At 40.6% G+C, this 25,116-nt stretch carries 26 protein-coding genes and 2 tRNA genes; 5 read left to right on the top strand and 23 right to left on the bottom strand.

All coding sequences use genetic code 11. The features are described 5' to 3' along the window. The 4 genes from ABJH64_RS19870 to ABJH64_RS19855 all read right to left on the bottom strand — a co-directional run. Window positions 1-438 (bottom strand): transposase (locus tag ABJH64_RS19870; protein WP_348358243.1); only part of this gene is annotated, 438 nt, incomplete at its 3' end. Further along, window positions 354-728, bottom strand: a complete 375-nt coding sequence (locus ABJH64_RS19865; protein WP_348299543.1) for a transposase — start codon at window positions 726-728, stop codon at window positions 354-356. The genes ABJH64_RS19870 and ABJH64_RS19865, both read right to left, overlap by 85 nt. Window positions 729-918: 190 nt before the next feature. Then, window positions 919-993: transfer RNA gene (locus ABJH64_RS19860), tRNA-Glu, on the bottom strand. Window positions 994-1,040: 47 nt separating this feature from the next. After that, window positions 1,041-1,112 (bottom strand) — tRNA-Glu (locus ABJH64_RS19855). A 190-nt stretch (window positions 1,113-1,302) separates the two neighbouring features. On the opposite strand from ABJH64_RS19855, the gene gap reads away from it, so the two are divergent. After that, window positions 1,303-2,313, top strand: coding sequence for a type I glyceraldehyde-3-phosphate dehydrogenase (gene gap / locus ABJH64_RS19850; protein WP_348275214.1), 1,011 nt, complete (start codon window positions 1,303-1,305; stop codon window positions 2,311-2,313). Between the two features lie 9 nt (window positions 2,314-2,322). Here the strand turns inward: gap and ABJH64_RS19845 are convergent, their stop codons facing one another. The 6 genes from ABJH64_RS19845 to ABJH64_RS19820 form a co-directional block, all read right to left on the bottom strand. Continuing rightward, window positions 2,323-3,384 (bottom strand): VOC family protein, encoded by a 1,062-nt coding sequence (locus ABJH64_RS19845; RefSeq protein WP_348275213.1) that lies wholly within the window; start codon window positions 3,382-3,384, stop codon window positions 2,323-2,325. Beyond that, entirely contained in the window at window positions 3,385-4,110 is a 726-nt protein-coding gene (locus tag ABJH64_RS19840; RefSeq protein WP_348275212.1) for a TIGR04283 family arsenosugar biosynthesis glycosyltransferase, read from the bottom strand. Beyond that, window positions 4,103-4,726: a DUF6134 family protein gene (locus ABJH64_RS19835; protein WP_348275211.1), complete on the bottom strand. Its 624-nt coding sequence runs from the start codon at window positions 4,724-4,726 to the stop codon at window positions 4,103-4,105. Before ABJH64_RS19835 ends, ABJH64_RS19840 begins: the two co-directional genes overlap by 8 nt. Window positions 4,727-4,839: 113 nt before the next feature. Further along, window positions 4,840-5,433: a TIGR04282 family arsenosugar biosynthesis glycosyltransferase gene (locus ABJH64_RS19830; RefSeq protein WP_348275210.1), complete on the bottom strand. Its 594-nt coding sequence runs from the start codon at window positions 5,431-5,433 to the stop codon at window positions 4,840-4,842. A gap of 1 nt (window position 5,434) precedes the next feature. After that, on the bottom strand, window positions 5,435-6,487 hold the full coding sequence (gene arsS, locus ABJH64_RS19825; protein ID WP_348275209.1) for an arsenosugar biosynthesis radical SAM (seleno)protein ArsS: 1,053 nt from the start codon (window positions 6,485-6,487) through the stop codon (window positions 5,435-5,437). After that, entirely contained in the window at window positions 6,488-6,820 is a 333-nt protein-coding gene (locus tag ABJH64_RS19820; protein ID WP_348275208.1) for an arsenosugar biosynthesis-associated peroxidase-like protein, read from the bottom strand. Between the two features lie 181 nt (window positions 6,821-7,001). On the opposite strand from ABJH64_RS19820, the gene ABJH64_RS19815 reads away from it, so the two are divergent. Next, window positions 7,002-7,637, top strand: a complete 636-nt coding sequence (locus ABJH64_RS19815; protein ID WP_348275207.1) for a peroxiredoxin — start codon at window positions 7,002-7,004, stop codon at window positions 7,635-7,637. 64 nt (window positions 7,638-7,701) lie between these two features. Here the strand turns inward: ABJH64_RS19815 and ABJH64_RS19810 are convergent, their stop codons facing one another. From ABJH64_RS19810 to ABJH64_RS19785, 6 genes are all read right to left on the bottom strand, one after another. Continuing rightward, window positions 7,702-7,992, bottom strand: a complete 291-nt coding sequence (locus tag ABJH64_RS19810) for a DUF1330 domain-containing protein (RefSeq protein ID WP_348275206.1) — start codon at window positions 7,990-7,992, stop codon at window positions 7,702-7,704. 204 nt (window positions 7,993-8,196) lie between these two features. Next, entirely contained in the window at window positions 8,197-9,582 is a 1,386-nt protein-coding gene (locus tag ABJH64_RS19805) for a TolC family protein (RefSeq protein ID WP_348275205.1), read from the bottom strand. Further along, entirely contained in the window at window positions 9,579-10,934 is a 1,356-nt protein-coding gene (locus ABJH64_RS19800) for an HlyD family efflux transporter periplasmic adaptor subunit (RefSeq protein WP_348299547.1), read from the bottom strand. Before ABJH64_RS19800 ends, ABJH64_RS19805 begins: the two co-directional genes overlap by 4 nt. Before the next feature lie 4 nt (window positions 10,935-10,938). Further along, the gene (locus tag ABJH64_RS19795; protein WP_348276336.1) at window positions 10,939-12,648 is read right to left on the bottom strand and encodes an ATP-binding cassette domain-containing protein; all 1,710 of its coding nucleotides are present in this window, start codon (window positions 12,646-12,648) and stop codon (window positions 10,939-10,941) included. Continuing rightward, on the bottom strand, window positions 12,641-13,318 hold the full coding sequence (locus tag ABJH64_RS19790) for a TetR/AcrR family transcriptional regulator (protein WP_348276337.1): 678 nt from the start codon (window positions 13,316-13,318) through the stop codon (window positions 12,641-12,643). The genes ABJH64_RS19795 and ABJH64_RS19790 overlap by 8 nt, the downstream gene beginning before the upstream one ends. A 128-nt stretch (window positions 13,319-13,446) precedes the next feature. Continuing rightward, the gene (locus ABJH64_RS19785) at window positions 13,447-13,827 is read right to left on the bottom strand and encodes a MauE/DoxX family redox-associated membrane protein (protein ID WP_348276338.1); all 381 of its coding nucleotides are present in this window, start codon (window positions 13,825-13,827) and stop codon (window positions 13,447-13,449) included. A gap of 89 nt (window positions 13,828-13,916) precedes the next feature. Here ABJH64_RS19785 and ABJH64_RS19780 point away from each other — a divergent pair, with 89 nt between their 5' ends. After that, a complete protein-coding gene (locus ABJH64_RS19780; protein WP_348276339.1) occupies window positions 13,917-15,455 on the top strand; it encodes a BCCT family transporter in 1,539 nt (512 codons plus the stop codon). Here the strand turns inward: ABJH64_RS19780 and ABJH64_RS19775 are convergent. The 3 genes from ABJH64_RS19775 to ABJH64_RS19765 all read right to left on the bottom strand — a co-directional run bounded on the left by ABJH64_RS19775 (window position 15,449) and on the right by ABJH64_RS19765 (window position 16,626). After that, complete coding sequence (locus ABJH64_RS19775) at window positions 15,449-15,823, bottom strand: DUF983 domain-containing protein (RefSeq protein WP_348276340.1); 375 nt, start codon at window positions 15,821-15,823, stop codon at window positions 15,449-15,451. The genes ABJH64_RS19780 and ABJH64_RS19775 overlap by 7 nt on opposite strands. 76 nt (window positions 15,824-15,899) lie before the next feature. Next, window positions 15,900-16,106 carry a hypothetical protein gene (locus ABJH64_RS19770; RefSeq protein WP_348276341.1) on the bottom strand — a complete coding sequence of 69 codons (207 nt, stop codon included), beginning with the start codon at window positions 16,104-16,106 and terminating at the stop codon, window positions 15,900-15,902. A 1-nt stretch (window position 16,107) separates the two neighbouring features. Beyond that, window positions 16,108-16,626, bottom strand: a complete 519-nt coding sequence (locus tag ABJH64_RS19765) for a DUF4920 domain-containing protein (RefSeq protein ID WP_348276342.1) — start codon at window positions 16,624-16,626, stop codon at window positions 16,108-16,110. Between the two features lie 225 nt (window positions 16,627-16,851). Between ABJH64_RS19765 and serA the strand changes: the two genes are divergently transcribed. Further along, window positions 16,852-18,744 (top strand): phosphoglycerate dehydrogenase, encoded by a 1,893-nt coding sequence (gene serA / locus ABJH64_RS19760; protein ID WP_348276343.1) that lies wholly within the window; start codon window positions 16,852-16,854, stop codon window positions 18,742-18,744. A 745-nt stretch (window positions 18,745-19,489) separates the two neighbouring features. On the opposite strand, the gene ABJH64_RS19755 is transcribed toward serA, so the two are convergent. From ABJH64_RS19755 to ABJH64_RS19745, 3 genes are all read right to left on the bottom strand, one after another. Continuing rightward, on the bottom strand, window positions 19,490-19,936 hold the full coding sequence (locus ABJH64_RS19755) for a DUF1572 family protein (RefSeq protein WP_348276344.1): 447 nt from the start codon (window positions 19,934-19,936) through the stop codon (window positions 19,490-19,492). Window positions 19,937-19,941: 5 nt separating this feature from the next. Further along, complete coding sequence (locus ABJH64_RS19750; protein ID WP_348276345.1) at window positions 19,942-20,769, bottom strand: N-acetylmuramidase family protein; 828 nt, start codon at window positions 20,767-20,769, stop codon at window positions 19,942-19,944. Between the two features lie 76 nt (window positions 20,770-20,845). Beyond that, complete coding sequence (locus ABJH64_RS19745) at window positions 20,846-22,240, bottom strand: DEAD/DEAH box helicase (protein ID WP_348276352.1); 1,395 nt, start codon at window positions 22,238-22,240, stop codon at window positions 20,846-20,848. Window positions 22,241-22,688: 448 nt separating this feature from the next. On the opposite strand from ABJH64_RS19745, the gene ABJH64_RS19740 reads away from it, so the two are divergent. After that, on the top strand, window positions 22,689-23,195 hold the full coding sequence (locus ABJH64_RS19740; RefSeq protein WP_348276346.1) for a GyrI-like domain-containing protein: 507 nt from the start codon (window positions 22,689-22,691) through the stop codon (window positions 23,193-23,195). Window positions 23,196-23,318: 123 nt separating this feature from the next. On the opposite strand, the gene ABJH64_RS19735 is transcribed toward ABJH64_RS19740, so the two are convergent. Further along, window positions 23,319-24,986 (bottom strand): hypothetical protein, encoded by a 1,668-nt coding sequence (locus ABJH64_RS19735; protein WP_348276347.1) that lies wholly within the window; start codon window positions 24,984-24,986, stop codon window positions 23,319-23,321. Window positions 24,987-25,116: the final 130 nt, after the last annotated feature.

Raw genomic sequence — 25,116 nt, 5'->3', positions numbered from 1 at the left:
CTTTTCCATACTGGCGGCCATATCCAGTGTTACTTCCTCTACCTTTTTCCGTTTATTCTCGGGTAGTTGCCTGAGAACAGCATTCACTGTTTCACTTTCAGTCCCTTTTATCATGGCAACCAGAGCTCCCTTCTTACCTTTGGCTGCTTTATTGGTCAGGACAGTATACAGTTCTCCTTGAGAGAGGGCTGTCTCATCAATGCTGAGATGTGTTCCCAGATTTTCAGGAAAAAGAATCCAGTCTTTAGCATGTGGGCGTTGTTGCCAATCCAGGAAGTTGCTCAGATGAAAAACGTATTGATGCTCAAGGGTTTTTCCGTTTACGTGGAAGTTATCCGCCAGGCTTTTGCAACTTACCGGCGATGAATCCAGTCGTTCCTTTTTAAAAAAAGCGCGAATTCCTCTGTCATCCGCGTACCATTTGCCACCAAGCTCCAATCCCTACTCACATTCTTTCCTGTCTCTTCATTGAGCCACTTCCTCCTCCTAATATTCAGAAAACAGGCTTTACCGCGCAACGGAAAGTCCTGAATACTTACCTCATCATAAAAACCCTTTGAGGTGAGTTTCGATCCCTGAAGATGCTCGGGATGAATATTGAGCTCTTCTAGATAAATGTGATAAGCATTGTCTTTGAGTCCTGCTGAAGTAACCTTGAAAAATTCAAGCAGGCCCTGAGGCAAAAGCAAGCTGAGGTAGTCCTTTTCTTTCAATTCTTTTTTCAGCAAAGAAAATGGATTGTGTCAATTCCCCCAACTTTTAGGACTGATCCCTTTGTATTTTGTCAATCCAATTATAAAAACGGACGATTCTAAAACAAAAAAACCCGATCAAGGATCGGGCTTTTGTTCACTTTAACCACTAACAACCATAAAACAAAAATAAAATAAGGATGAGCATTTAACATGCATCGAACCTTGGTAGTCGGTACGGGAATCGAACCCGTGTTTCATCCGTGAAAGGGACGTGTCCTAACCCCTAGACGAACCGACCATACTCAATAAAAATTTTCACAACTTCCTGAAATTCAGGCGACAATGTAGTCGGTACGGGAATCGAACCCGTGTTTCATCCGTGAAAGGGACGTGTCCTAACCCCTAGACGAACCGACCATTAAGACCCCCAGAAAACGTGCTTTTCTGAATGGTTGTGCAAATATAGAGGGTTAAGTTTTTAAAACCAATTTGGCTTAGAAAATTTCTTTTGATTTGAGTTAAAAAGCTGAGTTCAAAGGAAAAAAAAATTCTTAAGCCGGTTTGAATTTGATTTTCCTATTTTTGAATCCCAATTATGAAACCAACAATGAAACCTTCACAAGAGATCAGAATAGCCATCAATGGATTTGGCCGTATAGGCAGATATACCGCAAAATTGATCCTTGAAAATTCTGGACTTAACTTAGTCGCTATTAATGATTTGGCAGATCAAGAGGCCATTTCACATTTGTTGAAATACGATTCTATACATGGCAAATCTGCTCATCGTATCGAGCTTCATGATTCATTTTTGAAAGTAAATGATCTAGAGATTCAACTTTTTGGTCAATCAGACCCTGAAAAACTTCCATGGGAGGAATTAGATATAGACTTAGTCATTGAATGCACTGGGAGATTCACCGATAGAGCCGGATCGGAAAAACACCTGCAGGCGGGCGCTAAAAAAGTAATTATATCTGCTCCTTCCCTTGATCCCACCATCAAAATGATTGTTTTGGGAGTGAATGATTCTATTCTCACTGGAAATGAAAAAATAGTTTCTAACGCATCTTGCACCACGAATTGCCTTGCTCCTATGGTCAAGGTGTTGGACGATAATTTTGGTGTGATTAAGGGATTTGCTTCCACCGTTCACTCCTATACTAACGATCAAAATCTGCATGATGCTCCACATCGGGATCTTCGACGAGCCAGGGCTGCAGCCTATTCGATTATTCCAACTACAACGAATGCAGGCAAAGCGTTGGACCTAGTCCTTCCAGCATTGGCAGGAAAGATTGAAGCGTCTGCTATGAGAGTACCAGTGCCAGATGGATCGCTCACGGACTTGATAGTGGAACTTAGTCAGGAGGTCACAGAAGAAGAAATTAACGCTGCTTTCCGGAATGCCAGTTCTAGCTATTTAACAGGATTTCTTGAAGTAGAAGACGCCCCTATCGTGTCTATAGATATCATTGGGAATTCACATTCCTGTATCATAGATTCTGCGCTGACTTCAGCCAAAGGAAAAATGGTCAAACTAGTTGGTTGGTATGATAACGAAGCGGGCTATGCCAACCGATTGGTTGACCTAGCCCGCTTGATTTCTAAAAAGTAATTTTGCTACTCAATCCTTCACGCGATTGAGTGCAAGCAGCTTTACAATGAAGTTTGGAAGGTTTTTAGTGTTGTCTCGTTTGCTGAGGTTCAGGTACCATCCTATTTTTTCCATGATAGGGACTTTGTACGTCTCCACCATTTCGATAAGCGTACCATCAGGGTCTTCCAAGTAGGAGAATCTACCGGCAGCCTTGCCCATATCAAATTCGTTTCCAGAATCAACGGTAAGATCCAAGCCATCTGCGAAGAGTTTGTCCTTGATAGCTTCCATTCCATTCACATCGAAGCAAACATGGATGAAACCCAAGTCTCCCCAGTTTCTATTTTTAAATATTTTGGTTCTAGGTTGCGCATCAGTCTCTATCAGCTCGAATTGAGTTTGGCAAAATAATTTACCAAAAGCTCCGGTCATCACTGGCGAGCCCTGAAGAATAGCCCTTCTAAACTTTGTATTTCCCTCTCCTACTTGAGCAAAATCTTCCCAAATACCTGTTTTATCACATAGTGTTTCTACTTGCTTCAAATGTTTTTGATATACAGGCAGAGCTGCATCGATGGAAGACACTCCCACAACTACTCCCAACACACCACCAACCAAATCTTTGCTCTTATTGAACCAGGAACCATTTTCTATTAGCTCAAATATATTTCCATAAGGATCTTTGATGAAAAAATGCCAGACACCAAGGGGGTTTTTGACAGGCTCCCCCAGAATGACTGCCCCTACATTTTTTAGATGAGCATGAGTTTTATGAATGTCATGACAGCGCATCTTCACTGCTAAAATCCCTAAATCCTTCCAAGTCAATTCTTCCTCAGCTGCTAGAGGAACCTTAGAAGTATATTGCCAAATCTCAAAACCGCCTCCTCCTTGCAAATTCAAAGCAAGTATAGCATGCCTGCTTTCTACCTTCTGTGAGGTATAACGTATCATCAAATTGGCTTCCGCACTATCCTGAAAGATAGGCACATCCATATTAAATGCTTTTCTATACCAAGCCCAAGCCTGGTTTGCGTCTTTTACCCCTATCCCTACTTGCTGGATACCATTAATTGTCGATTGATTCATTCAACTACTGTTATGCTGATATTTTTTTATGCTTAAAAAATTTAAATATAAACTTTTGATGGTGGCTGGCTTAATTTTTAATAAAAAAAGAGAGAAAGCAAGAGAATTTGCTAGCTGTACTCTTAGCCAACTGTTCTCTTGGTATTTTCGTGCTGATACTTTCATGTCAAAGGGAAGGACGTGGAATTTGGTTTTTTGCCTGATTCTCCTAGTCAGATCAAAATCCTCCATGATACAGAACGACTGATCATATCCTCCTAATGAGTCGAACAAGTCTTTTGTGATAAATAAGGATTGATCTCCGCCACCTGAGAAAATACCATTAAACCTGGTGTACCAAGAATTAAACCTAAGCAAGCTACTTTTACTATCAAACTTCAATCGAAAACAACCTGCCTGTATTCCTGTAGAAGCGCTTTTGACAATTACATCCGATATTTCCTCACATGGTCTGGTGTCTGCATGTAAAAAGTATAGAAGTTCAGATTTGGCCCGAGATGCTCCGAGGTTTAATTGAACTGCCCGATTGGGCAAGGGGGATTCCAAAACGAGAATCCCGAAGGACCTAGCTACCTCAACAGAATCATCAGTAGAACCCCCGTCCACTAGAATTATTTCCTTTACTGATTCTCCGCTATTTTTTAAAAGAAAAGGAAGCAAATGACTTAAATTCTCCGCTTCATTTAAGCAAGGTATTATTACTGAGATATTTAGTTTATCAGTCAACTCTTCGCTTTATTGAATAGTTTTTGATATTATTTTCCAATATCACTTTGTCCAATACCCCATCCACGTAGTGAAAGCGGTTCATGCTTCCATTGACATCTATCTCATACACTCCTTTTTCAACTTCCCTGACCTTAGTGAGCATTCCGAAGTTTTCGGACATTAATACATCCCCGGCTTTTGGCTCTTGGAAATACAATTTTGCTGGAGTTCCATAGACGGCCTGTTTGATGTCTTCCTCATTATGGAATTTGTAGGAATTGGCATCTATTTCATAGTGATCTTTGGTCCAGGTGATCGTACTGACAAAATTTCCCCGGTTAGAATCAGACTTTGTGGTGGCTTTCATCAATTGGCCATTTTTGAAATTCACATTTTGAAGAAATTCCACATGAATTTTCCCGAAAAACCAAAATTCCACTTTGCTGTGAATCTGATAATCTTCTCCTGCGGCTGAGGTAACTTTGTCCGCCTGCATGCTTCCAATCGTGAAACCAGCAAGTACAATATCGTAATTATTCGTTTTGGTCTGCCCATAGCCATTACTGGCATTTCCTAGCAGAAGAGAAAAGACTACCAGAAGTAAACTGACCGGCTTAGTGAGATTTGAAAACATATGCTTTGATTGAGGTAGTGAGAATTTGATTTGCAGCTCATTTCTTCGAACTAAAACAGAAGCAAGATGGTGGGTTTGATCCAATATATTGGAGTTTTTATGAATTAGTAAGGTTAAAGTTTGTCCTTAATCCTGTTCCAATCTTCCTCAATGTCCACATCAGAAAGGGTAGCCATTCGGCCATAGGAAATGGAGTTTGTCTCTAAATAGTTGATTGTCAATTCAGCTACCTGATCCGTGCTCCATGGTATCCCATCAAATACTGATGGAAAAAAAGCCCGCATCCCAAGCAGATAGTAACCCCCGTCATGAGCAGGGCCAATTACGACTTCCTGTTTTTCTAATACTTCAAATGCTTCTGAAATATGTTCTGGTGTAATCTCTGCACAATCCGTACCTATTATTACCAAGCGATCATATTTCTCTGCGAAAAGCTGCCCAAAAGCATTCTTCATTCTATCTCCCAAATCCTCGCCTGACTGCAATTCAAATCTATACCCACTGGGATAAGCAGAGCGGTCATTTTCTAGAAAATTCGTATAAAAAACAACCTTTTCAGCAGCACATTTACTAGCAACTTTATGAGTGTAAGCGACCAGACGTCTGTAAGCATCAAAAGCTCCCTGATCTCCGATGGTAGCTGCAAGCCTAGTTTTTACCTTTCCCAGCTCTGCATTTTTCTGAAAGATAATTATCCCGTCCTTCATATTAAGCAGTCGTCCCACCGCAGCTAGACCCCGACCCCGCCGTGCATCCAAAACAATGATTTTTCACGATTATCTCTCGATTGCTGAGCGACTGATGATTCCAGTCTTTTATATGTTGTGAGTTCTCAGCCGCGACTTTAAGTTCTAGCATTTGATTGAAATCACAATCATATAAATACCCATCCCAGCCTACAGAAATCGTATTTCTACACATCACTCCAGCAGCCGCCACAGGATTATAGCTATTAATCAGCTTTTCCATGTATCCTTCATAGTTATCACTTCTGAGCAAATATTCCAGAAAACGGCTTATTGGAAGATTAGTGATGGTGAAAAGTGAATTGAAGACAATTCCAAACTTATCAAAAAGGCGCTTTTTAAACTCGATTTCTAAGCCACCTTGGGCGGCAGGCAAAAATGCCCCCGAAGGATTATAGACCAGATTTAAAATCAGTCCTGACCCTTCTTGACCGTAGCCTTGTTCGTTCAATAGCTTTAGCGCTTTAATGGATTTTTCAAAAACCCCATCTCCACGCTGAGAATCGGTCTTCATCGCAGTAAAATACGGTAGAGAAGAAGCTACTTCTATTTTATTCTTTTTAAAAAAAGCTGGCAGATCATGGTACTTCGGGTTGGCCAAAATAATAGTGAGATTACAGCGGACAATTATAGAAATCTCAGAATCTATGGCTCGGATAGCTTCTACAAACCACCTAAAATCAGGATTCATTTCCGGAGCACCGCCTGTAAGATCCACCGTTTTTACTTCATGATTTTTGATGACTTCCAGACATTCCTGCATGGTCTCACGAGTCATGATTTCTTTGCGATCAGGCCCTGCATCCACGTGACAGTGCTTGCAGACCTGATTACACATTTTACCCAAATTGATCTGTAGGATTTCAATTTGGGTAGGTTTTAAAGGGAATAAGTTTGAATTCTCAAGCTCTGAGACAAAACGATCCCCAGAAAAGCCAGGCATATCGTTTTCCAAAATTTGGATTTCTTCCTCTGAACTGGAGAGCCGGTGATGTTGTGCTTTGAGAGATTTCATTTAGATGGAAATTTCTTTCACTTTATTCATCATTTGTGTAGCATGTACAAGCGATGCTCCGCCTCTGATGGCAGCCGCTACATGTACTGCTTCCATCATTTGCTCTTCATCACAGCCTTTTTCCATCGTATCGGTGGTGTAAGCATCGATGCAATACGGGCATTGGATGGTGTGGGCTACAGCTAGGGCAATGAGTGATTTTTCTCTTGCAGTGAGAGCGCCTTCGGCGAAAACCTCTCCGTAATATTCAAAAAACTTGTCTGCTAATGGCTTTTGGAATTCTGCGATTTTGCCAAATTTCTTTAAATCGTCAGGGTTGTAGTAAGTCTTCATGGATATCTTGGTTTTAGTTGATGTACGAAGTAAAAGTAAATGTTGGACTTTCAACTTACATTTTTTTAAATGGGTTTGCCTTCTGGGAGTTTTTAACAAAGATTTTTAAAAAGACGAACTGAATGTAATCAGGAGCGTTATATTGGATGAATTGAAACAAAACTTTTAAATACTAAACATCATGGCATTACGATTAGGCGATTTGGCCCCAAACTTTACGGCCGACACCACAGAAGGGCAACTTGACTTTCACGAGTATTTAGGCGACGGATGGGGAATTCTATTTTCACATCCAGCTGATTACACTCCTGTTTGTACCACAGAATTGGGTGCAGTAGCAAAACTCAAGGAAGAATTTGCCAAAAGAAATACTAAAGTACTGGCGCTTAGTGTGGATGGAATAGAAAGCCACAAAGGCTGGATCTCTGACATCAACGAGACACAAAACACCTCGGTAAACTTCCCTATCATAGGAGATGAGGACAAAAAAGTGTCAGAATTGTACGACATGATTCATCCAAATTCAAATGAAAGCTTTACAGTACGCTCTGTATTCGTGATTGGAAATGATAAAAAAATTAAGCTTATCATCACTTATCCTGCTAGTACCGGTAGAAATTTCGATGAGTTGCTTCGTGTGATTGACTCCTTGCAGCTCACTGCTAATTACTCGGTAGCTACACCAGCTAACTGGAAGCAAGGTGAAGATGTGGTGGTATCCCCAGCCATTAAAACCGAAGATATTCCAGCCAAATTCCCTAAGGGGCACAAAGTCATCAAACCCTACCTCAGAATGACTCCACAGCCAGATTTATAAAGGCATGAATATCAAACAAAAAAGACTTCCAATTGGAAGTCTTTTTTGTTTGATAGTAATCACCTTAAGTCAGCGATTCTATTAAAAGAAAATTTGCTTTGGCAGCACCATCTCTTACAGATTTTGCATGCTGATAGCCTTCAGAATGATACCAAGCTTCGGCTTTTTCTTTGTTAGGAAACTTCAACATGACCAGTCGCTCATGATTCCAATCTCCCTCTAGGACAGTAACAGGATTGCCTCGCAGAACGAACTTCCCTCCATAGGCAGAAACTGTGGCAGGTGTGAGCTCTTTATAGGCATTGTACTTTTCATTATCTGTGATGTCAATCTCTACTATTACAAAGGCAGGCATACTTATTATTTTGGTTGAATATAAACTTAACTAAATATAGGATAGGATCATCCGCAATATTGCTAGTATTCTAAATTTCCTGGCTCATCCGGACAGAAGTCCGAAGGCCCATAAGCGAACTGACATTAATTCAAATTGATCAACTCTTATTTAGCTATACGCTCTTTACTGGTTATCAAGCGGAAAACCACGATATGGACTTATTTAAAATCCTATACCAGCGGCATAGCGAGTCTTCGCATAGACGATCATTCGTTTGGAAAGGAGTTCGTTCAGGGTGGTTCTTGAGCTGAATACAGAAACTTCCCGACTGTTCACCAAAAACAAACTACTTTCTCCTATCTCAAACCTTCTCAATTCTCCTTGAAGTAACATTTCTAAGGCTATCACATTTTTGGTGAAGGTGTTTATTTGTGAATTGACTGCAAACCAGCCGTTCAATTCATTTTCAAGTTTGGTACGGAGCTGCAGCTCTTTTAAATCTCTGGAGTTTTGCTTGAAATCTATCTTTGCTTCAGCGAGTCGCATTCCACCTCTAGCTTTACGCCACAAAAGAGGGGTATATACAGTCAACCCCCATTTGTAATTGTTCTCAAAAAAACCTGACTGCTCAAATTGGTTTAGCTCCTCCGTGAGAAAATTATACTTGAGCTTGACTACCGGTATGATAGATTGAGCTTTGAGCCGCCGATCTACGTCCAAACTGGCTAATTCAAAATCAGCCAACATAAGCTCTGGATGTTCGGCGATCAGAACCCTAAGCTCTGCTTCATTGAGCGTTAGTAATTGATTGCCATAGAGGCTTTCAGGCAGTGTTTCAAGGTTAAGTAAAATAGGATTTCCGGATTCATCCCAGAGAAAATTGCTCAACTCTTGAGTTCGGATAAAAAGCTCATTCTCTGCTTTTTGAAGGTTGTACTCCCTATTCAACAACTGAGTGGCCGCCTCTACAGTATCAATTGCTGGAAAATCCCCTTGTTCATAACTAATTTTTACACCTCGGAATCGAACTTGTGCTAATTCCACTCCCTCTTCCAATAATTGTTTATTAGCATGAGCCAAAGACCAATTCCAATAAGCATTAGTCGCTTGAAGATAGAGCTCATTTAACATCTGTTTCCTATCTGATTCAGTGGCTTGTTGGTAGATCTGAGCTTTGCGAAGCCCGGCTCTCCTATCGTCTAGAATTAGTCCCTGACCAAGATTGATCGATGCACCAGCAGCGAATAAACCTCCGGATGGTACGTTGTTTTCAGGATTAAGAAATTGACCTGAATTCTGCTCAAATACACCGTTAAGCTCTATTCCAGCCCAGGTAGGAATAGTAATACCTGCTTCACGTTTGTCGTAATAGGTTTTTTCATCGTAGCTTTTCTTATCCAGATTTCCATATAAAAGTGGGTCAAAACTACCCCTAGCCGTTCTGACCTCCATATCACCCATTGTCAGCATGATATCTGCCTGGGTAGCTAGAGGATGATAGGACTTGACCCATTCCAGATAAGTCTCGAACTTCAGCGTATCAGCTTCCTGAGCGTGGACATTCAAAGCGCTGGCAATCAGTAAGAAGGTGGCGAATACTATTTTCATTTCTTTCCTTTTGCTATTTCTTCTTTCTGAACTCTTGTATAGTAATCTGCCGGGAATCCATTGAGCTGTCGCCAGATTTCATACCATACAGGCACGTCATTTAGCATGGCGATACCGTCAGCGCCTGATCCCACGCGTAGCACTTCTGGCCAAGCCTCTTCCTCTGGATCTTCAGCTACTAATACTCTGAATTGATTATTGCTACCTGCAAACTGATCAATCGCTACGATGACACCGCCGAAAGTACCATTTGACAATTGAGGCCAACCGGTGAAAACAATCGCTGGCCAGCCGTCAAAAATAAATCTAACCTTTTTCCCAACCATCATCAGAGGCAAGTCAACAGGAGATACATACATCTCTACAGCAAGTTCTCCGTTTGACGGAACTATATTAACTATAGGCTCACCTTCTTTGATCGTCTCTCCCAGACCTACTTGGATAGCTTCGGCTATAAAACCATCCTGAGGCGCTAGTATATGTCTGAAGCCACTTCGCGTCTCATAGTTAGCGTATTGATTCTCTAATTTTGTGGCAGATCCCTCTGCATCATATTGGCTGGACTGGGCGGTGAACATGTCTGACTCCGCCTTAGCTAATTTGTCTTTGAAGTCATTATCAATAGCATCCAATTCTAACAGAGCTGAGATGTATGCGTTTTTGCTACTCAAAAGGCTATTCTCAGCAGCAATTACACTGGCTTGAACTTCCTGGAATTTTAATTTCCGAGTCTCTAAATCTGTCAGTGATCTCAGGCCTTCTTGATTGAGGGTCTCTGTTCGCTCTAATTGCTTGAGTCCAATCTCGTAATTTATTTTAGCCTGCTCGAAACGAATGCTATCCGAAGTGACTTTCAATTTTGCCATTTCCAGTTTGTTCCTTCCTTGCTCTTTTACAATGATATTATTTTGCTTCAAGGCAGCTATCTGACCATCTAGAGCTTTTACTTTTTCCCGATAGGAAATTGCAGACTGATTCTTGGCATCTACTTGAAGTTGAGTTCTAGGCAAAAGCAAGGAATCAAAATACTCATCTTTTACCTCCGTAATACTAACAATAGTATCACCCTTAGACACAAAAGCTCCCTCTCGTACATACCATTTTTCTATCCTACCTGCGATGACCGAATGAATCGTCTGAGCCCTGTGCTCTGGCTGTAGCATGGTCACATAGCCTTTAGACCGGATGTATTGGGTCCAAGGAAGAAAAAGCATCAGAAAAACTACGCAGCAGGATACAAATAGAATCTTTACTCTAGTTTTCTTTTCCTTAGAAGCTACTGTAATCTGGAGACTTTCTGAATCCTTAAATGGAGACAGGTCTTTGATTTTGTTTTCAGAAATATTTAACATGATCTTAAGAGTTAAGAGTTAAAAAATGCTGATATCCATTCTGATCGCCTTGGAAAATAACCTTCCCATTATCCATAACTATAACTTGCTTGGCATCAAGAAGCACTTCTTCATCCTCAGAGACCATCACCAGGGTCCAATTTCCTCTGAATAAATAGTCCTTCACTCGGTCCTTCACCTCTTTATCGATATGCTGTAAGGCATTCTCAAATATCATGGCCTGAGGATTTCCCACTAGGGCTCGCGCTAAAATAATAGCTTGCGCATACTTTCTGGAAAGTCCCCTTCCTTCTGGTAGTAGTATGGTTTCTATATCTTCTGGTAAGTGATAGATGTAATCTTTCAAGCCCACAAGCTCTATCAATTCCTGCAACTGGTCAGGGTTCACGTCCCTACCTACCAATATATTCTCAGCAATCGAACCGTGAAAAATTTGCTGCAATTCTAGACAATCTCCCACTACGGATCTGTATTTGCCTAAGTTGATCAAATCTATTGACAGATCATTTACTTTTACTTGTCCCTCAAATGTCTCATAAAGTCCTGCCAACAGCGCTAAAACAGCACTTTTACCACTTCCGCTCTTACCGGTAATTACCACTTTAGATCCAGCTGGAATAGTTAATGAGACATTGTCGAGAACAGGTTTAATTGAATCAGTAGGATGAAAAACTACATTTTCCATCGATAATTTAATTCCTGAAGACTGAGCAGTAATGTCTTTTTCAGACTCATTTTCACCCTCAAGCTCCATATCCATCACCTGCCCTAGTTTCTCAGATGCTACTAGCGTGTCATAAACTGTCTCTAGGGAAATGATCAGTTTCTCCACAGCATTGACTACCATGATGATGATTACTTCCGCTGCCACGAATTGTCCGATGCTGATTTCATCGTTGATCAGGAGCAAACTGCCTGCGATCAATAAACTGGTCACTATAAGTACCTTGAAGCCAATAAGTACTTTGTATTGAAAAATCAAGACGGAGAAGTGCTCCATCCTGAATTCCACATAGCGCTTTAGCAATTTGTCCACTCGCAAAATGGGCAATTTGGAGTCGCCACCTATCAACTTAAAGGTGTTCAAAGTTCTACCAATCTCTTCCAGCCAATAGGCTGTCTGGTATTTGTAGGTTGACTCTTTGATTGCCGTTGACATTCCTTTTGCACTGGTGAAATAAAATATTGTCATCAGAATAAGGACTAGACCGATCCCGAATAAAATAAAGGTCGCATGATAAAACGAAAGTAAAATCAGTCCAAAAACCACCTGAATCAACGCAGTAGAATATTCCACTAAGATCTTGGCAACACCTTTTTGAAGACTAACCGTGTCAAAAAAGCGATTGACTATTTCTGGCGCGTATCTACCATGGAATAATTCAGACCTTATTTTTGGAAGTCTGTACGCAAGAGAGAGTCCTGATTTGGCAAAAATCCTTTGTTGAAGTTTCTCCGTGATCTGTAATTGAGAAATCTGAAGAAAGCCACCAAAAGCTATACCCGCAGCTACGACGATGACCAGCACTACCCAAGAGGTAGTGATCCTTCCACCTAATACGAAATTCAATATAGCCTGAATTCCCAAAGGAAGGGAGAGCGCCACCAACCCGTTCAGAATAGCATAAAAATAGATCGAATAAACTTGATCCTTCTCTTCCTTTAGTAGGTTGAAAAACCTCTTTAAAGGAGTTATTGTAGATGTATTATCCATTTGAGATTGTTTTTACGATTAAATCTTCGAAAAAAACCAGCCGATTCTCTGAGTCCAAAGATTGCTCTGTCATGTCTGGGAGGTGTTGGGAATTAAATGCATGGAGTAAGCTAGACTCCATTACGGTATAAGCTAAGGTTTTTGGGTAGGGATACTCAGGATTTATTTCAAATATTAACTCTGAGATGCGTACTCCAAAACTATAAAGTTGCTCGAAGAAACCACTTTGATGCTGTGCATCTACGGTCTTGGTCAAATAACCTTTGAGTGATTCATTTACCACTATGCTGCGCAAATCTGTGGGTGCTACATGGACATTCTTGGTAAATAAAGGCCCATTCACCAGTAGCTTCATAGCGATAGAGAGACGAGCTTTACTACTTTCTAAGTTTGCGGTGGCATACACATAATTTACTTCCATCCAGGCCCAGTACCACGCCGTAAGGTAAAGAAGCAACATATTTTTGTTTTCAAAATAACGATAAATAGCCGCCTCTGTCACGCCTATATTAACTGCTAGTTTTTTGAATGTAAAGTGCTCCATACCCAAATCCCGGATCAGCATGGCTGATTCCTGTACGATAGAGCTCCCCAAATCCGAGCTAAATGGCTCCTTTAGATAGAGGTTATCATGAACCTCCATCTTCATATTATTCAAAAGATTTTCCATAGAAAAGTGTTACAACTATCAAGGAAACGTAGAAGTCATAAAAAAGTTAATAAATCTTTCAAATTGTTAGTAATACTAACTTAAGGTCAGTTTTATTTAAGATTTTGACTTTCTAAATGCCTAGAGAGCTACCTTTCTTTAGTAAATAAAAATGCCCAGCCAAGTAGAACCGGATGAATAAGAACAAGTCTAACCCAACCGGCCCAAGGTGGCAGGCAGAGGCTATTTTCAATACAGGAATCAACCTGAATGAAATAAATATGTACGGGAAGAAAGGCTAGCAGCATCAAGATCACTCCCCATGCAGACCATTTTCTAGTTGCTTTGAATATAAGTCCTAACCCCAGTAATACTTCTGCGATTCCTGCCAAATAATTCATTAGCTCGGGTGCCGGAATGTAGGGAGGCATCAGAGGCAGGTATGATTGAGGACGTAAGAAGTGATTCAGACCGGCCAACATGTACAAAATAGCCATCACATAGAGTGAAATACGTAGGATTTTTTTCATGGTGGGTAAGCTATCAAAAAATAAGCTTTACTGAAAAGTATCATGTGATGATTATTAACCCCAAACATTTTCAAGTATCTTAAATGCCCATGAGTCGCACCAACCGTTTTTTCCAATTCAATGTCCGTCCTTATGTTTTCTGGCCACCATTTATTCTACTTATACTATCCGTAGTTAGTAGCATTTTTTTGCCAGATTTATTTGTAGAGACTATCCGGTCTATTCAGCAGGGTATTCTTATCAATTTCTCACTTGGGTTTAGCTGGGTTTCTTTCGGCATGACTTTGTTGATAGTTGCTACTTTTTTCTCACCTATTGCGAACTATAAAATCGGAGGAAAAACCGCCGTTCCTAGACTCAACAGAATTAGTTGGTTTGCGATAGTGCTTTGCACGACCATCGCTGTAGGCATCTTATTCTGGGGGAGTGCAGAACCCCTAGCGCATTTTCTATTTCCACCCGATTTCAAAGACTTTGAATCTGGGTCAGACGAAGCTAAGGCTTTCGCTCTGGGAGCTTTGTATTTTCATTGGGGGTTTACGCCATACGCGATATATGCTGTACCAGCCCTTGTCTTTGCCTTGATGTATTATTCGGGAAAAAGTCGATTTAGCCTAAGTATAATGCTAAGACCATTGCTAGGGAATTCACCCCATAGATTTTGGAAAACAGGATTGGATATGTTTAGCTTATTTGCTCTGGTAACAGGAATGGCAGCTGCACTTGGTGCTGGAATCCTAAGTCTGTCAGGAGGTTTTCTAGCTTTTTTTCCAGCACTAAATCCCACTATCCTCACCGCTTCAATTACCCTTTGCATTTTACTGACTTTCATCCTCTCCGCTTCGACGGGAATTGAAAAAGGAATTAAAAATCTTTCTCTTTTCAACTTAGGCTTCTTTTTTCTTATCGCATGCCTATTTGTAATCTTGGGAGAAAAAAACCTCCTCATTAATTCTATACTTCTAGGTTTCAAAAATTACTTTTCAAATTTCGCAGACCTCAGTTTGCAGCAAAGTGGGGCCGGAAATACTTGGACCTATGATTGGACCACTTTCAACTTTGCGATGTGGATGGCCTGGGCTCCGATGACCGCATTATTTTTAGGAAAAATCGCTGTAGGTAGGACAGTTCGTGAATTTTTAGTGGTTTGTTGGTTTTTACCTGCACTCTTTTGCTTGATCTGGATGGGGATTTTTGGAGGGACTACGCTGGATTTTGCTTCTTTGAATTCCATAGCATACCAAAAACTTTTTGAAAATTCCGGCCCTGAATCTATTATTTACAGGGTTTTTGAGGATATGGGGTATTTCAAGGTTTTTGCGCAACTCTTCATCCTAGGCATATTTATTTCCTATGTCACAGCTGCAGATTCTAGCACGGACGCGCTAGCTAGCATTAGCATGAAAAAGCAAACCAGCGACCCATTTCATACAGACACCAATCTCAAGGTAATCTGGGGAGTGCTGATCGGTTTTCTATCTTGGGTGATGATTACGTATTCGGGAATCGACGGAGTAAGAATACTATCAGTGATCGGTGGATTTCCGGCTTTATTTTTTCTTCTATTAGTTTCCCTGTGCTTACTGATGATTCTATTTTCTCCCAAAAAACACCTAGGCAATCAATAACCTCTGTACTTCAATTTCCCAAAATTATAGAGATAAAGAACCTTGGAATACCGCAGCATCAAAGGTAATAAGGTGATATTAGCCACTACTACCGTAGTCAAATACATCCAAAGGGCGGGCTTTTCCATGAGCACATTCAAGGCAACCAGCGTGGTAATAACAATGGCCACTGAAAATGCATAACTCACATACATAGCCCCATAAAAAAAGTCTGGCTCAGCATGAAAACTTACACCGCATACGGCGCAAGACGCATTGACATCTGACAGCTTACGATAGCTATTGATCGGGACTGGGAATAACTTTCCCTCACGGCAATTCGGGCATTTTGCTCCCACAATGGCACCTAAAAGGCTTTTTTCGCTCATTTTATAAGAATTGAAGTTTGTTCAAAAAGTAGAAATATTCTAAAAAATAAAGAGGTATGGGAAGTCAACTTTCAGACTATCGAAAGATCTCATCTATGTCATAATCCTTCCCTATACCCCACTGAAGCAACTCTTCAATAGTGTAAAGTTCAAGGGTATCGAGGTCTTTGACTTGAAAATTAGCCCCACGCAATCGAGCTACGATCACGACTTGCCTGACTTCGCCCATGTTGATTAGCTGATATTTTCTACCTACACGGAGGTTATCGAGCGCTATCGGCATATTAGACCTTACCTTTGATGACTACACCTGTGGCTTCAAAAGTAATCTCACGCTTAGGTTCAGTGATTTTCTCCACTTCTTCCTTGCTCATTCCACCATCTTCAGCATAGTGTCTTTGCGTATCCACATCCGTTTCGGTCATGATAGCCACACCTTCCAAAACAATCGGATATCCCTGAGAGGTAGTAGGGACAAAAAATCCATAGTCTTTAAAGGTAACTCTCATGCTCTCGCCATTTGGGAGATCCATCGTCAGCCAGCATCCTTTTTTGGTACAAACCTCTTTGATTTCTCCTGCGATTTTGCCTTCAAAATTACCGTCTTTTTCAACCTCTGCTATCATTTCGGCAGGAGAAACTACATCTGTCAAAACTAGATCAGAACCATAATTACCTGGAATAGTGTCAGTGGCAGATAGCGTTTCCTCTACTCCTTCTATTACTGATTCCGAATTTTGATTTTGGCAGGCTGTGTTGAATGCCAGACCGAGAGCGATAACTAGTATGGAAGTATTTTTCATTTTTTTGTGAAGATTAGGTGACAAAAATACATGTAAGAATCGAAGAGTAAAAGGATTGCCCGAATGTTTGGCAAAGCGTATTCAATTCGAAATCTCTGTCTATTCAGGCATTTTTTTGCGAAAAAATCGATTGCAAAAAAGATTTTAAACAATTTTTTCAATAAACCTTCTCTTTTTTTAACAATCCTGTAATTTTACAAGCTTATTAACCTATTGACCCTGCACATGCCTAATTCAACAAAGTTTATCATTGATTTTGACAGTACGTTTACCCAGGTAGAAGCCCTAGATATTTTAGGGGAAATCAGCCTTTTGAATGATCCTCAACGAGAAGAGAAAATTCAAGCCATAAAGGATATTACGGATAAGGGCATGGAAGGCAATGTGACCTTTCGTGATAGTTTGATCCAGAGAATTGATATCCTGAAGGCTAATAAGTCCCAGATAGCTGATTTGATCGCTTCCTTGAAGCAAAAAGTATCCAAATCTTTTGAGCGGAACAAGGAATTTCTTCAGGAGAATTCTGAAAATATTTACATCGTTTCCAATGGATTTAAGGACTTTATCATTCCCATCGTAGGGGCCTATGGAATTCATGAAAACAATGTTTTTGCGAACGAATTCGTCTATGATGAAGCGGATAATATTGTAGATTTCAATCGAGACAATCCCCTATCACAGAATAATGGAAAAGCTGAAACCATTAAAAAAATCAATCTTGAAGGAGAAATCTATGTAATTGGTGATGGCTATACGGATTATGAGATCAAGAAATCCGGCTTAGCCAATAAATTTTATGCATTTACTGAAAATGTAAATCGTCCTAAAGTAACCAAAGAGGCTGATCATATCGCGCCTAGTTTGGATGAAATCTTATACGTCAATAATTTGAATACGAAATTTTCTTACCCGAAAAGCCGAATCAAGGTATTGCTCCTTGAAAATGTCCACCAGATCGGTGTTGATTTACTCAGAGAAGAAGGCTACGAAGTAGAGGTAGTGAGCTCTGCGATGTCTGAAGAAGAGCTCTGCGAAAAAATCAAAAATGTCTCCATCATAGGTATCCGTTCCAAGACAAACATTACCCGAAAAGTTTTGGAAAATGCTAATCGCTTGATTGCTGTAGGTGCTTTTTGCATAGGTACCAATCAGATTGACTTGGAAGCTTGTCAGGAAAAAGGAATTGCAGTTTTCAATGCGCCATTCAGCAACACCAGGTCTGTGGTGGAAATGGCAATCGCTGAAATTATCTTCCTAATGAGAGGTTTTGCAGATAAAACAGCTGCACTTCACCAAGGCAAATGGGATAAGTCAGCCACAGGAAGCTTTGAAATCAGGGGCAAAAAACTTGGGATTATCGGTTACGGTAATATAGGCGCCCAACTTTCAGTTCTTGCTGAAAACATGGGAATGAACGTATTCTATTACGATGTAATCGAGCGCTTGGCACTTGGAAATGCCACCAAAGTAGATAGCCTGGATGAGTTGCTAAGCACTTGCGATGTGATCTCCCTTCATGTAGATGGCAGAAAAGAGAACGAAAATATCTTAGATAGATCGAAAATCGCCTTGATGAAAAAAGGAGCAATATTGCTCAATCTAAGCCGTGGGCATGTGGTAGAAATTCCTGCGTTGAGAGACGCGATTCTTTCAGGCCACCTAGCTGGATGTGCAGTAGATGTATTTCCTGAGGAACCAAAAAACAACACAGAACCCTTGGCCTCAGAACTTATCGGTCTTCCAAATACAATTCTTACTCCGCACATCGGAGGCAGTACCTCGGAAGCTCAGGAAAATATTGCCCGATTTGTTCCAGGGAAAATCATGGAATACATCAACACAGGTAATACCTACAATTCCGTAAACTTCCCGAACATCCAGTTGCCATTCCTTCAAAATGCCCATAGATTGATTCATATTCACATGAATGAACCAGGAGTTTTGGCTAAAATCAACCAGATCTTGGCAAACTTCGAAATCAACATCGTTGGACAGTACTTGAAGACCAATGAGAAAATCGGATATGTGATCACAGATATTGATAAGGCTTACTCCACTGAGGCAATCGATGCACTAAAACAAATCCCTGGAACAATCCGATTCAGAGTTCTTTACTAGGATTCAATAGCTAAAGGATTAATGCATTAAACTAATAAGACCATCCAAATTTTGGATGGTCTTTGCTTTGTAATCAAATCTAGTCAGAATTGAATCGGGCAACTTCTTTTGTGAGGTAGATATCCCCTACTAGTTGATTTTGAATCCAAATGGTTCTCTGGGTACAAGTGATACATTCAAAAGTTGCTTCAATGCATTACTGATAAGCCGCAAATCTTCTGCGTGGGTTTTCGTTTTGTCCCCTTGCTTAAGAATATTTGCAATTGCCCAACCTTAAGCGACAGGTTAGTAGTGGATACCAAAACCTCTTGCATTCGATTATTTACTCGGATGATTTACAGGTTTACTTCTATAGCAGCATCAGAATTCAAAACGCTTGATACTAGTGCCAATTTTTGTTTTAAGCACATTAGGCAACGTTCGCAAACTCATTTTCTCTTTGTTGGAAGTCGCCTAGAAAGACTTCAGATCTTCTAACTTTTCTTCAGTCAACCGGAAAAAAATCAGGTGGAAAACCTTTTCATAGCGTTTAACATGCTCATTTAAACGTCTTGCTTCGACTCCATACAGATCGACTAAGTCTCTATCCATCATCACATGGTCCTGATGAGATAGATTTAATAGAGAACCTATTCATCTATCGCAGCTATGGATTTATTCATTTATGACTCATAAAAAATTGAACTCACCTCTTTTTTTTAGAGATATGAGCATTCTTTATAGTTTACTGTATCATGAATTACTTCTACTTATCCAGCAATCGTCTATGGTAATTGATCTGGCCTAAGTGATAGCTAAAATGGCCAAAAAGGTGAATAAGAAAGTAACTATAAGACATTTTCTCTCCAAATACCTCCAAGGGATAATGCTTTTCCAGCATAGACTCATCCAAGCCTTCTAAGCTGACAGTGACTACCTGTTGAAGCCTCTCTATTCTAACCAACAAGTCAGATTTTGGTACGTGTTTACCAGCAAACTCAAATTCCCGATCTCTGATATAACCAAATCCGCCTATCTCTTTTCCTACAAAATGAGACATATTCCCCACCAGATGTAAGCATAAGTTACCTGCGGAATTCGTGATGTTAGGTTCCACTTTCCATAGGTTTTCTTCTCTGGAATAGGCATTAATTTCTACTTTTAACAGTTCAATATCCCGCTCAAAAAGTCTTATTAATTCTTTAAGTGCCATAGCGTTTAATCGTTTAAAAATTTCAAATAGGCCTTCGCCATTTTTTCGTCGTACTTATTCTGTGCATAAGCTGGACCATTATAGCACCTGGCAAAATTTGCCCAATTCTTAGTCTGCAAATGCTCTAAACAGCCATTTTTCAAAATATACCTTCCAAAAACTTCCAGATGATTTCGCTCGTGGGTGTGCATTTCATCAACAAATTGTTGAACTGATGGATATCCCAGCGGAAGGGCATGGAAGCCCATCACCTGATAGCTTCCCCATGAGGCTGAGGCTAAGGCTGCTTCCCTGAATTTTGGATTTGGGGAGATCGATGCGGCTTGTTCAAGTCGATCATATTCCTTGGTTCCACCTTGGTAATGCTTTTTGCTGAAGCTTTTATACAAGACAGATTCATTGGATGGGTTAGAGAAATCTTCTGGCCTAATTCCTCTGGATTTTAATTCTCTCCAAAAAATATGACCCTCAAACAATATTTTAGGTCTTCCATCTATTAAGAAGCCTTTGCCGGAACTCTCCACCTCATTTACCGCTTTTACTGCAGCTAGTTCCACTTGGTACTTTTTACCAAAATCCACCAAGTCCTGCTCTGAGAGAAAAATATCCCCAAACGTATCCGCTGGCCGCGTCTTGTCAAATAGTAATGTCCAGGTTTTCAACCCAACCTGACCGTCCACTACTAAGTTATTCCTAGCTTGAAAATCCTTTACAGCAACATCAGTTTCATCTCCAAAATAACCTGATGAGGGCACTTGATATCCAAGTTTGCCAAGTAGCTCCTGCAAAAATGAGACAGCAGCACCTCTTGATTTGAGTTTTACAAATTGCATTGCATATAGGTTTAAAAATAAAAAGCACTTCAATGTACTTGAAGTGCTTCATATAAGCAATACCACCAAAGACCTTTTATTCAGGGTCTATGACGTTTTTTCTCATTCCGAACTTTCCTGATTTTACAGGTTTGGGCTCAGCAGAAACTTTAGGCTCTGTTGGTTTTTTAGCTTCTATCGGCTTGGGATTAGCTGGTTTCGCTTGGCTAGAATTAGAATTCTCTCTTTTTGGAAAGGGCTTTTTCTTCCCACCATTACTTGATTTCTTGTTCTTACTGAATCCAGCGTTTTTCTTTGACCCGAAGTCAGACTTTCCTTTGGAAGCAGTCCCTGTATAGCTCGGTCCAGCTTCAAATCCCTCAGGAAGTGGATTTTGAGTAACTTTCATCCCGATCAACTTCTCGATATTATCGAATTTGTACTGATCTTTAGGATTGACAAAGGTGATCGCTTCCCCCTCCATATCTGCTCTAGCTGTACGTCCTACTCTATGGACATAGTCCTCAGGATCAGATGGTGTATCGTAATTGATCACCAATTCAATTCCTACCACATCTATTCCACGGGAAATAATATCCGTACCAATCAGGATTTTGACAGATTTATTCTTGAAAGCAGACATGATTTTCTCACGCTCCACCTGCTCCAGATCGGAATGAAAGGCTTCTATTTCGAATTGCTTTCGCAGAACTTTGTAAAGAGACTTTACCTTATCCTTAGTCGAAGCGAAGATAATCACGGCTTCGTATGGCTTCTGGGAAAGAATGTTTCTCACCAATTCCTCCTTCTGCGTATCATACACGGAATACATGGATTGAGTTACTCCTTTAGCTGTTTTACCTATGGCGATAGATATCTCCGCAGGATTATTCAGAAACTTCATGCTAAACTGCCTGATTTTTGGCGGCATGGTAGCAGAGAAAAGAACAGTTTGTCTATTCTTAGGAAGGTAATTGACGATTTTCAGAATATCATCAGAGAAGCCCATATCCATCATCCGATCTGCTTCATCAAGAATCAAATGCTCCAGCGTAGAGAGATCTATTTTTCCTCCAGCCAGCAAGGCAATCAGGCGACCTGGCGTAGCTACAATGATTTCAGCGCCAGTTTCTAAGGCTTTCTTCTGCTGCTCCCAGACGATTCCGTCTCCTCCTCCATAAATCGGGATTGAACTGATACCCAGGAAATAAGAAAAACCCTGAATCTGCTGATCGATCTGAATAGCAAGTTCACGGGTTGGCGCCAGGATTAGCGTGTTTAATGTGGTGGTTCCATCCTTACTGATCTTGTTTAGAATCGGAAGTATAAAAGCAGCCGTCTTACCGGTCCCAGTCTGGGCACAAGCGATAAGATCTTTATTTTCCATGATGACCGGAATGGCCATTTCCTGGATTGGAGTTGGTTTCTCAAAACCCATGGCGTCCAGTCCTTCCTGAAGCGAGGTTTCGAAATTAAATGATGAGAAGTCCAAAGTATGGTTGGGTGAAGTAGTGTAAAAAGGAGACGCTACTAGTTGCGTCTCGTCAAATATAGCCCCTATTTGTACAGAAACACAAATAGTTGGGTTTTCCAAGGTACAAAGACTACTTAGTAATGCCAATTATAAACAAGTGAAAAGGCTATAAATTCGGAAGTTGATGAATCAAAGAATCAACTGGGAAGGCAGTCTAAGCCTATATATCTCTATGAAATCCTGGAAAGGATTTAGTATTTTTCGCACTAACGCCTGTCCCCTTAGATTCTTTGTTTAGCTGTTCGGAGGACGGAAGCGGCCTCAAGTAGTTGGTTTAATATTGCCTAGCTTGCTGTTGCCTGCTTACTGTTGGAAAAGCAGATATTCCTTTTAGAATTCAACTTATAAATTAAAATCAAGATACAAAGCTTCCAAAAATAAAGCTTCGAGTTACCATTTAAATCCAATGATCAAACCAACTATTCAACAACTCCCTGACACCAAACTCGTGGGAATGAGCGTTCGAATGAGCTTCTTAAACAATAGAATTCCAGAGCTTTGGCGTGGATTTATGCCTAGGAAAAAGGAAGTAAAAAATCAAGTTGGTTCAGAATTGTATTCTGTTGAAATCTATTCTGATCCGACTTACTTCAAGCACTTTAATCCTGTGTCGCAGTTTGAAAAATGGGCGGCTGTGTCAGTATCAGATTTTGATTCAATTCCAGAATCTATGAAGAGCATGATAATTCCCGCCGGTCTTTATGCTGTATTTCCATTCAAAGGGTCAGATAGTGAGGCTCCCAAGTTGTATCAATATATTATAGGGAAGTGGATTCCCAACTCAACTTACGAATTGGATCATCGTCCTCATTTTGCTGTAATGGGAGAAAAGTACAAGAACAATGATTCGGAGTCTGAGGAAGACTTTTGGATTCCGATAAGAACGAAAAAAGAAAAAAGTGCCCAGGAATAATTCCTGGACACTTTCTAATTTGAACATAGGTCAAGCATCGTGCTCAACTTGTAATATTCTTGACTTACCGCTATCGACTTAACGTCCATCAATCCATTCTCGCCAGCCTCAGTGATATCACTTTTATCCGAAAAGTTTCTCCAAAATCTTATAGGTAATCAAGTAGGTAGGCCTTACTCCTTCCATTCCTAAAGCGCCTGATGCCAAAGTGCTTCCTGTTTCCAGGGGATTATCCGAAGCATAATAGGCATAAAGAACCTTCACATTAGAGCGAATAGATTTACGGATTTTTGAGGCTGATTGAATAGCCTTTTGGTAATGTGCTCCTTCCATTTCCAGGCCTACTGCTTTCCAGGAGGATTGCATGAAATAAGTCAGGATGTCTTTGTTCTGAAGTGAAGTCCCTAACACGGATATCATAGGACCCGAATATACTCCCAGACCAAAACCTTCGAAGTCCGCTTTTTTCAATTCATTTTTGAAAGGATAATTATCCGCCGTTCCTTCAAAAACATGTGCATTTGGGATCATCAGATCACCTTTTCCTCCATAGAGTATCCCGGCTTTTCCCATAATAGATGTAGATACTACATCCAGAGGAATGGATTTACCATCTTTCTCATAAGGCTTGAGCAACTCGTCAAAACACTCATATGCCTGCTCACCAAAAGCGTAATCCATGACTACAAATACTGGTCGCTTGGATTTCTCTTTTGGCAGCTTCACTCCCGGAATTAAATCGTCCTTTTCTAGCTTAGCAGTATCGATGATCTGAGCGCCAATATTCGTCCCAGACTCATCTGGCAAATCGATAAATCCATGCTTCGCTGCATACTTACTGATTGCCTCTCCTTTGTGGTTTTTTGCTTTAACAGAAATTTCCATCACCACTTCCTCCAGCTCTTCATAGTTTTTCAACCCCAAAAGCTGCGGAGCATAGATCGTATTCACTACAGAGTGTAAGTTGGCCGAAATGATATGAATTGGTCTCTTCAATAGCTCATGCTGATCCAAAGCTATCTTTATCCTTCTGGCCCACAGCTCTCCATAGACGTGATGCCCAATTCGCTCTCTGAGGGTGGTCGAGAAGGAAATTTCTCGATCTAGGTTCTTGGTGGCTTCATCCTGAGCTAATTTGCCCATGTGATAAACGATGGAAAAAAGGCTGTTCGAATTGCTACTCTTTTCAAACTTATCTACTGCAGCCATGGTCTCTTCATACGTCCTTCCGATCAAATGACTTAAGTAAGCACATGCTGCTTCTTTTTCAAAATCCTCACCCGCTGCTTCCTTTTTCACAAATTCCTCCAGCATTAACCAGTTGGTAGAAATCTTACCTTTTGGATCAGTGCTGTTGTTGTAGATTTTGTTAGACTCAATATTCAGGAAGGTCAAATGGGTGAGAATGTCATAGATATCAGAGCGACCTCGAGTCATCTCCACATACATGATATGCTCGTCCAGACGGTAGCAGTTTCTCTTTCTCTTGGCAGGAACTATCACATCGAGCTTAGAAGTTTCGTAACCTTCTCGGCTGATTAGCCTTACAAATCGACATTCTTCGATTCCTCGTGGCAAACGCTCCATGACATACAGCAATCCATCCAGTTCGATTTTTTCATTATCCGTCACCAAACCGTAAATCTCAGGACTCAAAACCCGTAGCGCATCTACCAGGCTTTCACCAGAAATCCCCATTGGTTTGTAACTCCCACGGGTAAAAAGGTGACGCATGGTAATATATAAGCGCTCTATCGCTGCTCTGGATTCATGTGCTCGGGTTCTTTTCATTGGTTTATATTTTGAATTATAAAGTCATCCGTCTTTGACTAATTTGTACTACCTAATCATATAATAGGTAGCAATGTCACGCTAGTACTGTCTGATAGACTAGGGTAGCTTATTCGATAAGGCAAAAGTA

Origin of the sequence: Algoriphagus sp., assembly GCF_039969895.1 — a bacterium.
Taxonomy (GTDB): domain Bacteria; phylum Bacteroidota; class Bacteroidia; order Cytophagales; family Cyclobacteriaceae; genus Algoriphagus.
Note: the sequence above shows the minus strand (reverse complement) of the source record. Positions and strands in the feature narration are given on the sequence as shown.

Excerpts from the sequence above, each read along its gene's own strand:
- ABJH64_RS19800 (WP_348299547.1), bottom strand. The coding sequence starts at position 10,934 with ATGTTAAATATTTCTGAAAACAAAATCAAAGACCTGTCTCCATTTAAG.
- ABJH64_RS19790 (WP_348276337.1), bottom strand. The coding sequence starts at position 13,318 with ATGGAAAATCTTTTGAATAATATGAAGATGGAGGTTCATGATAACCTC.
- gap (WP_348275214.1), top strand. The coding sequence starts at position 1,303 with ATGAAACCTTCACAAGAGATCAGAATAGCCATCAATGGATTTGGCCGT.
- ABJH64_RS19830 (WP_348275210.1), bottom strand. The coding sequence starts at position 5,433 with ATGAAGGACGGGATAATTATCTTTCAGAAAAATGCAGAGCTGGGAAAG.
- ABJH64_RS19815 (WP_348275207.1), top strand. The coding sequence starts at position 7,002 with ATGGCATTACGATTAGGCGATTTGGCCCCAAACTTTACGGCCGACACC.
- ABJH64_RS19780 (WP_348276339.1), top strand. The coding sequence starts at position 13,917 with ATGAGTCGCACCAACCGTTTTTTCCAATTCAATGTCCGTCCTTATGTT.
- ABJH64_RS19755 (WP_348276344.1), bottom strand. The coding sequence starts at position 19,936 with ATGGCACTTAAAGAATTAATAAGACTTTTTGAGCGGGATATTGAACTG.
- ABJH64_RS19740 (WP_348276346.1), top strand. The coding sequence starts at position 22,689 with ATGATCAAACCAACTATTCAACAACTCCCTGACACCAAACTCGTGGGA.
- serA (WP_348276343.1), top strand. The coding sequence starts at position 16,852 with ATGCCTAATTCAACAAAGTTTATCATTGATTTTGACAGTACGTTTACC.
- ABJH64_RS19785 (WP_348276338.1), bottom strand. The coding sequence starts at position 13,827 with ATGAAAAAAATCCTACGTATTTCACTCTATGTGATGGCTATTTTGTAC.
- ABJH64_RS19735 (WP_348276347.1), bottom strand. The coding sequence starts at position 24,986 with ATGAAAAGAACCCGAGCACATGAATCCAGAGCAGCGATAGAGCGCTTA.
- ABJH64_RS19820 (WP_348275208.1), bottom strand. The coding sequence starts at position 6,820 with ATGAAGACTTACTACAACCCTGACGATTTAAAGAAATTTGGCAAAATC.
- ABJH64_RS19765 (WP_348276342.1), bottom strand. The coding sequence starts at position 16,626 with ATGAAAAATACTTCCATACTAGTTATCGCTCTCGGTCTGGCATTCAAC.
- ABJH64_RS19775 (WP_348276340.1), bottom strand. The coding sequence starts at position 15,823 with ATGAGCGAAAAAAGCCTTTTAGGTGCCATTGTGGGAGCAAAATGCCCG.
- ABJH64_RS19805 (WP_348275205.1), bottom strand. The coding sequence starts at position 9,582 with ATGAAAATAGTATTCGCCACCTTCTTACTGATTGCCAGCGCTTTGAAT.
- ABJH64_RS19835 (WP_348275211.1), bottom strand. The coding sequence starts at position 4,726 with ATGTTTTCAAATCTCACTAAGCCGGTCAGTTTACTTCTGGTAGTCTTT.
- ABJH64_RS19795 (WP_348276336.1), bottom strand. The coding sequence starts at position 12,648 with ATGGATAATACATCTACAATAACTCCTTTAAAGAGGTTTTTCAACCTA.
- ABJH64_RS19750 (WP_348276345.1), bottom strand. The coding sequence starts at position 20,769 with ATGCAATTTGTAAAACTCAAATCAAGAGGTGCTGCTGTCTCATTTTTG.
- ABJH64_RS19810 (WP_348275206.1), bottom strand. The coding sequence starts at position 7,992 with ATGCCTGCCTTTGTAATAGTAGAGATTGACATCACAGATAATGAAAAG.
- arsS (WP_348275209.1), bottom strand. The coding sequence starts at position 6,487 with ATGAAATCTCTCAAAGCACAACATCACCGGCTCTCCAGTTCAGAGGAA.
- ABJH64_RS19770 (WP_348276341.1), bottom strand. The coding sequence starts at position 16,106 with ATGCCGATAGCGCTCGATAACCTCCGTGTAGGTAGAAAATATCAGCTA.
- ABJH64_RS19845 (WP_348275213.1), bottom strand. The coding sequence starts at position 3,384 with ATGAATCAATCGACAATTAATGGTATCCAGCAAGTAGGGATAGGGGTA.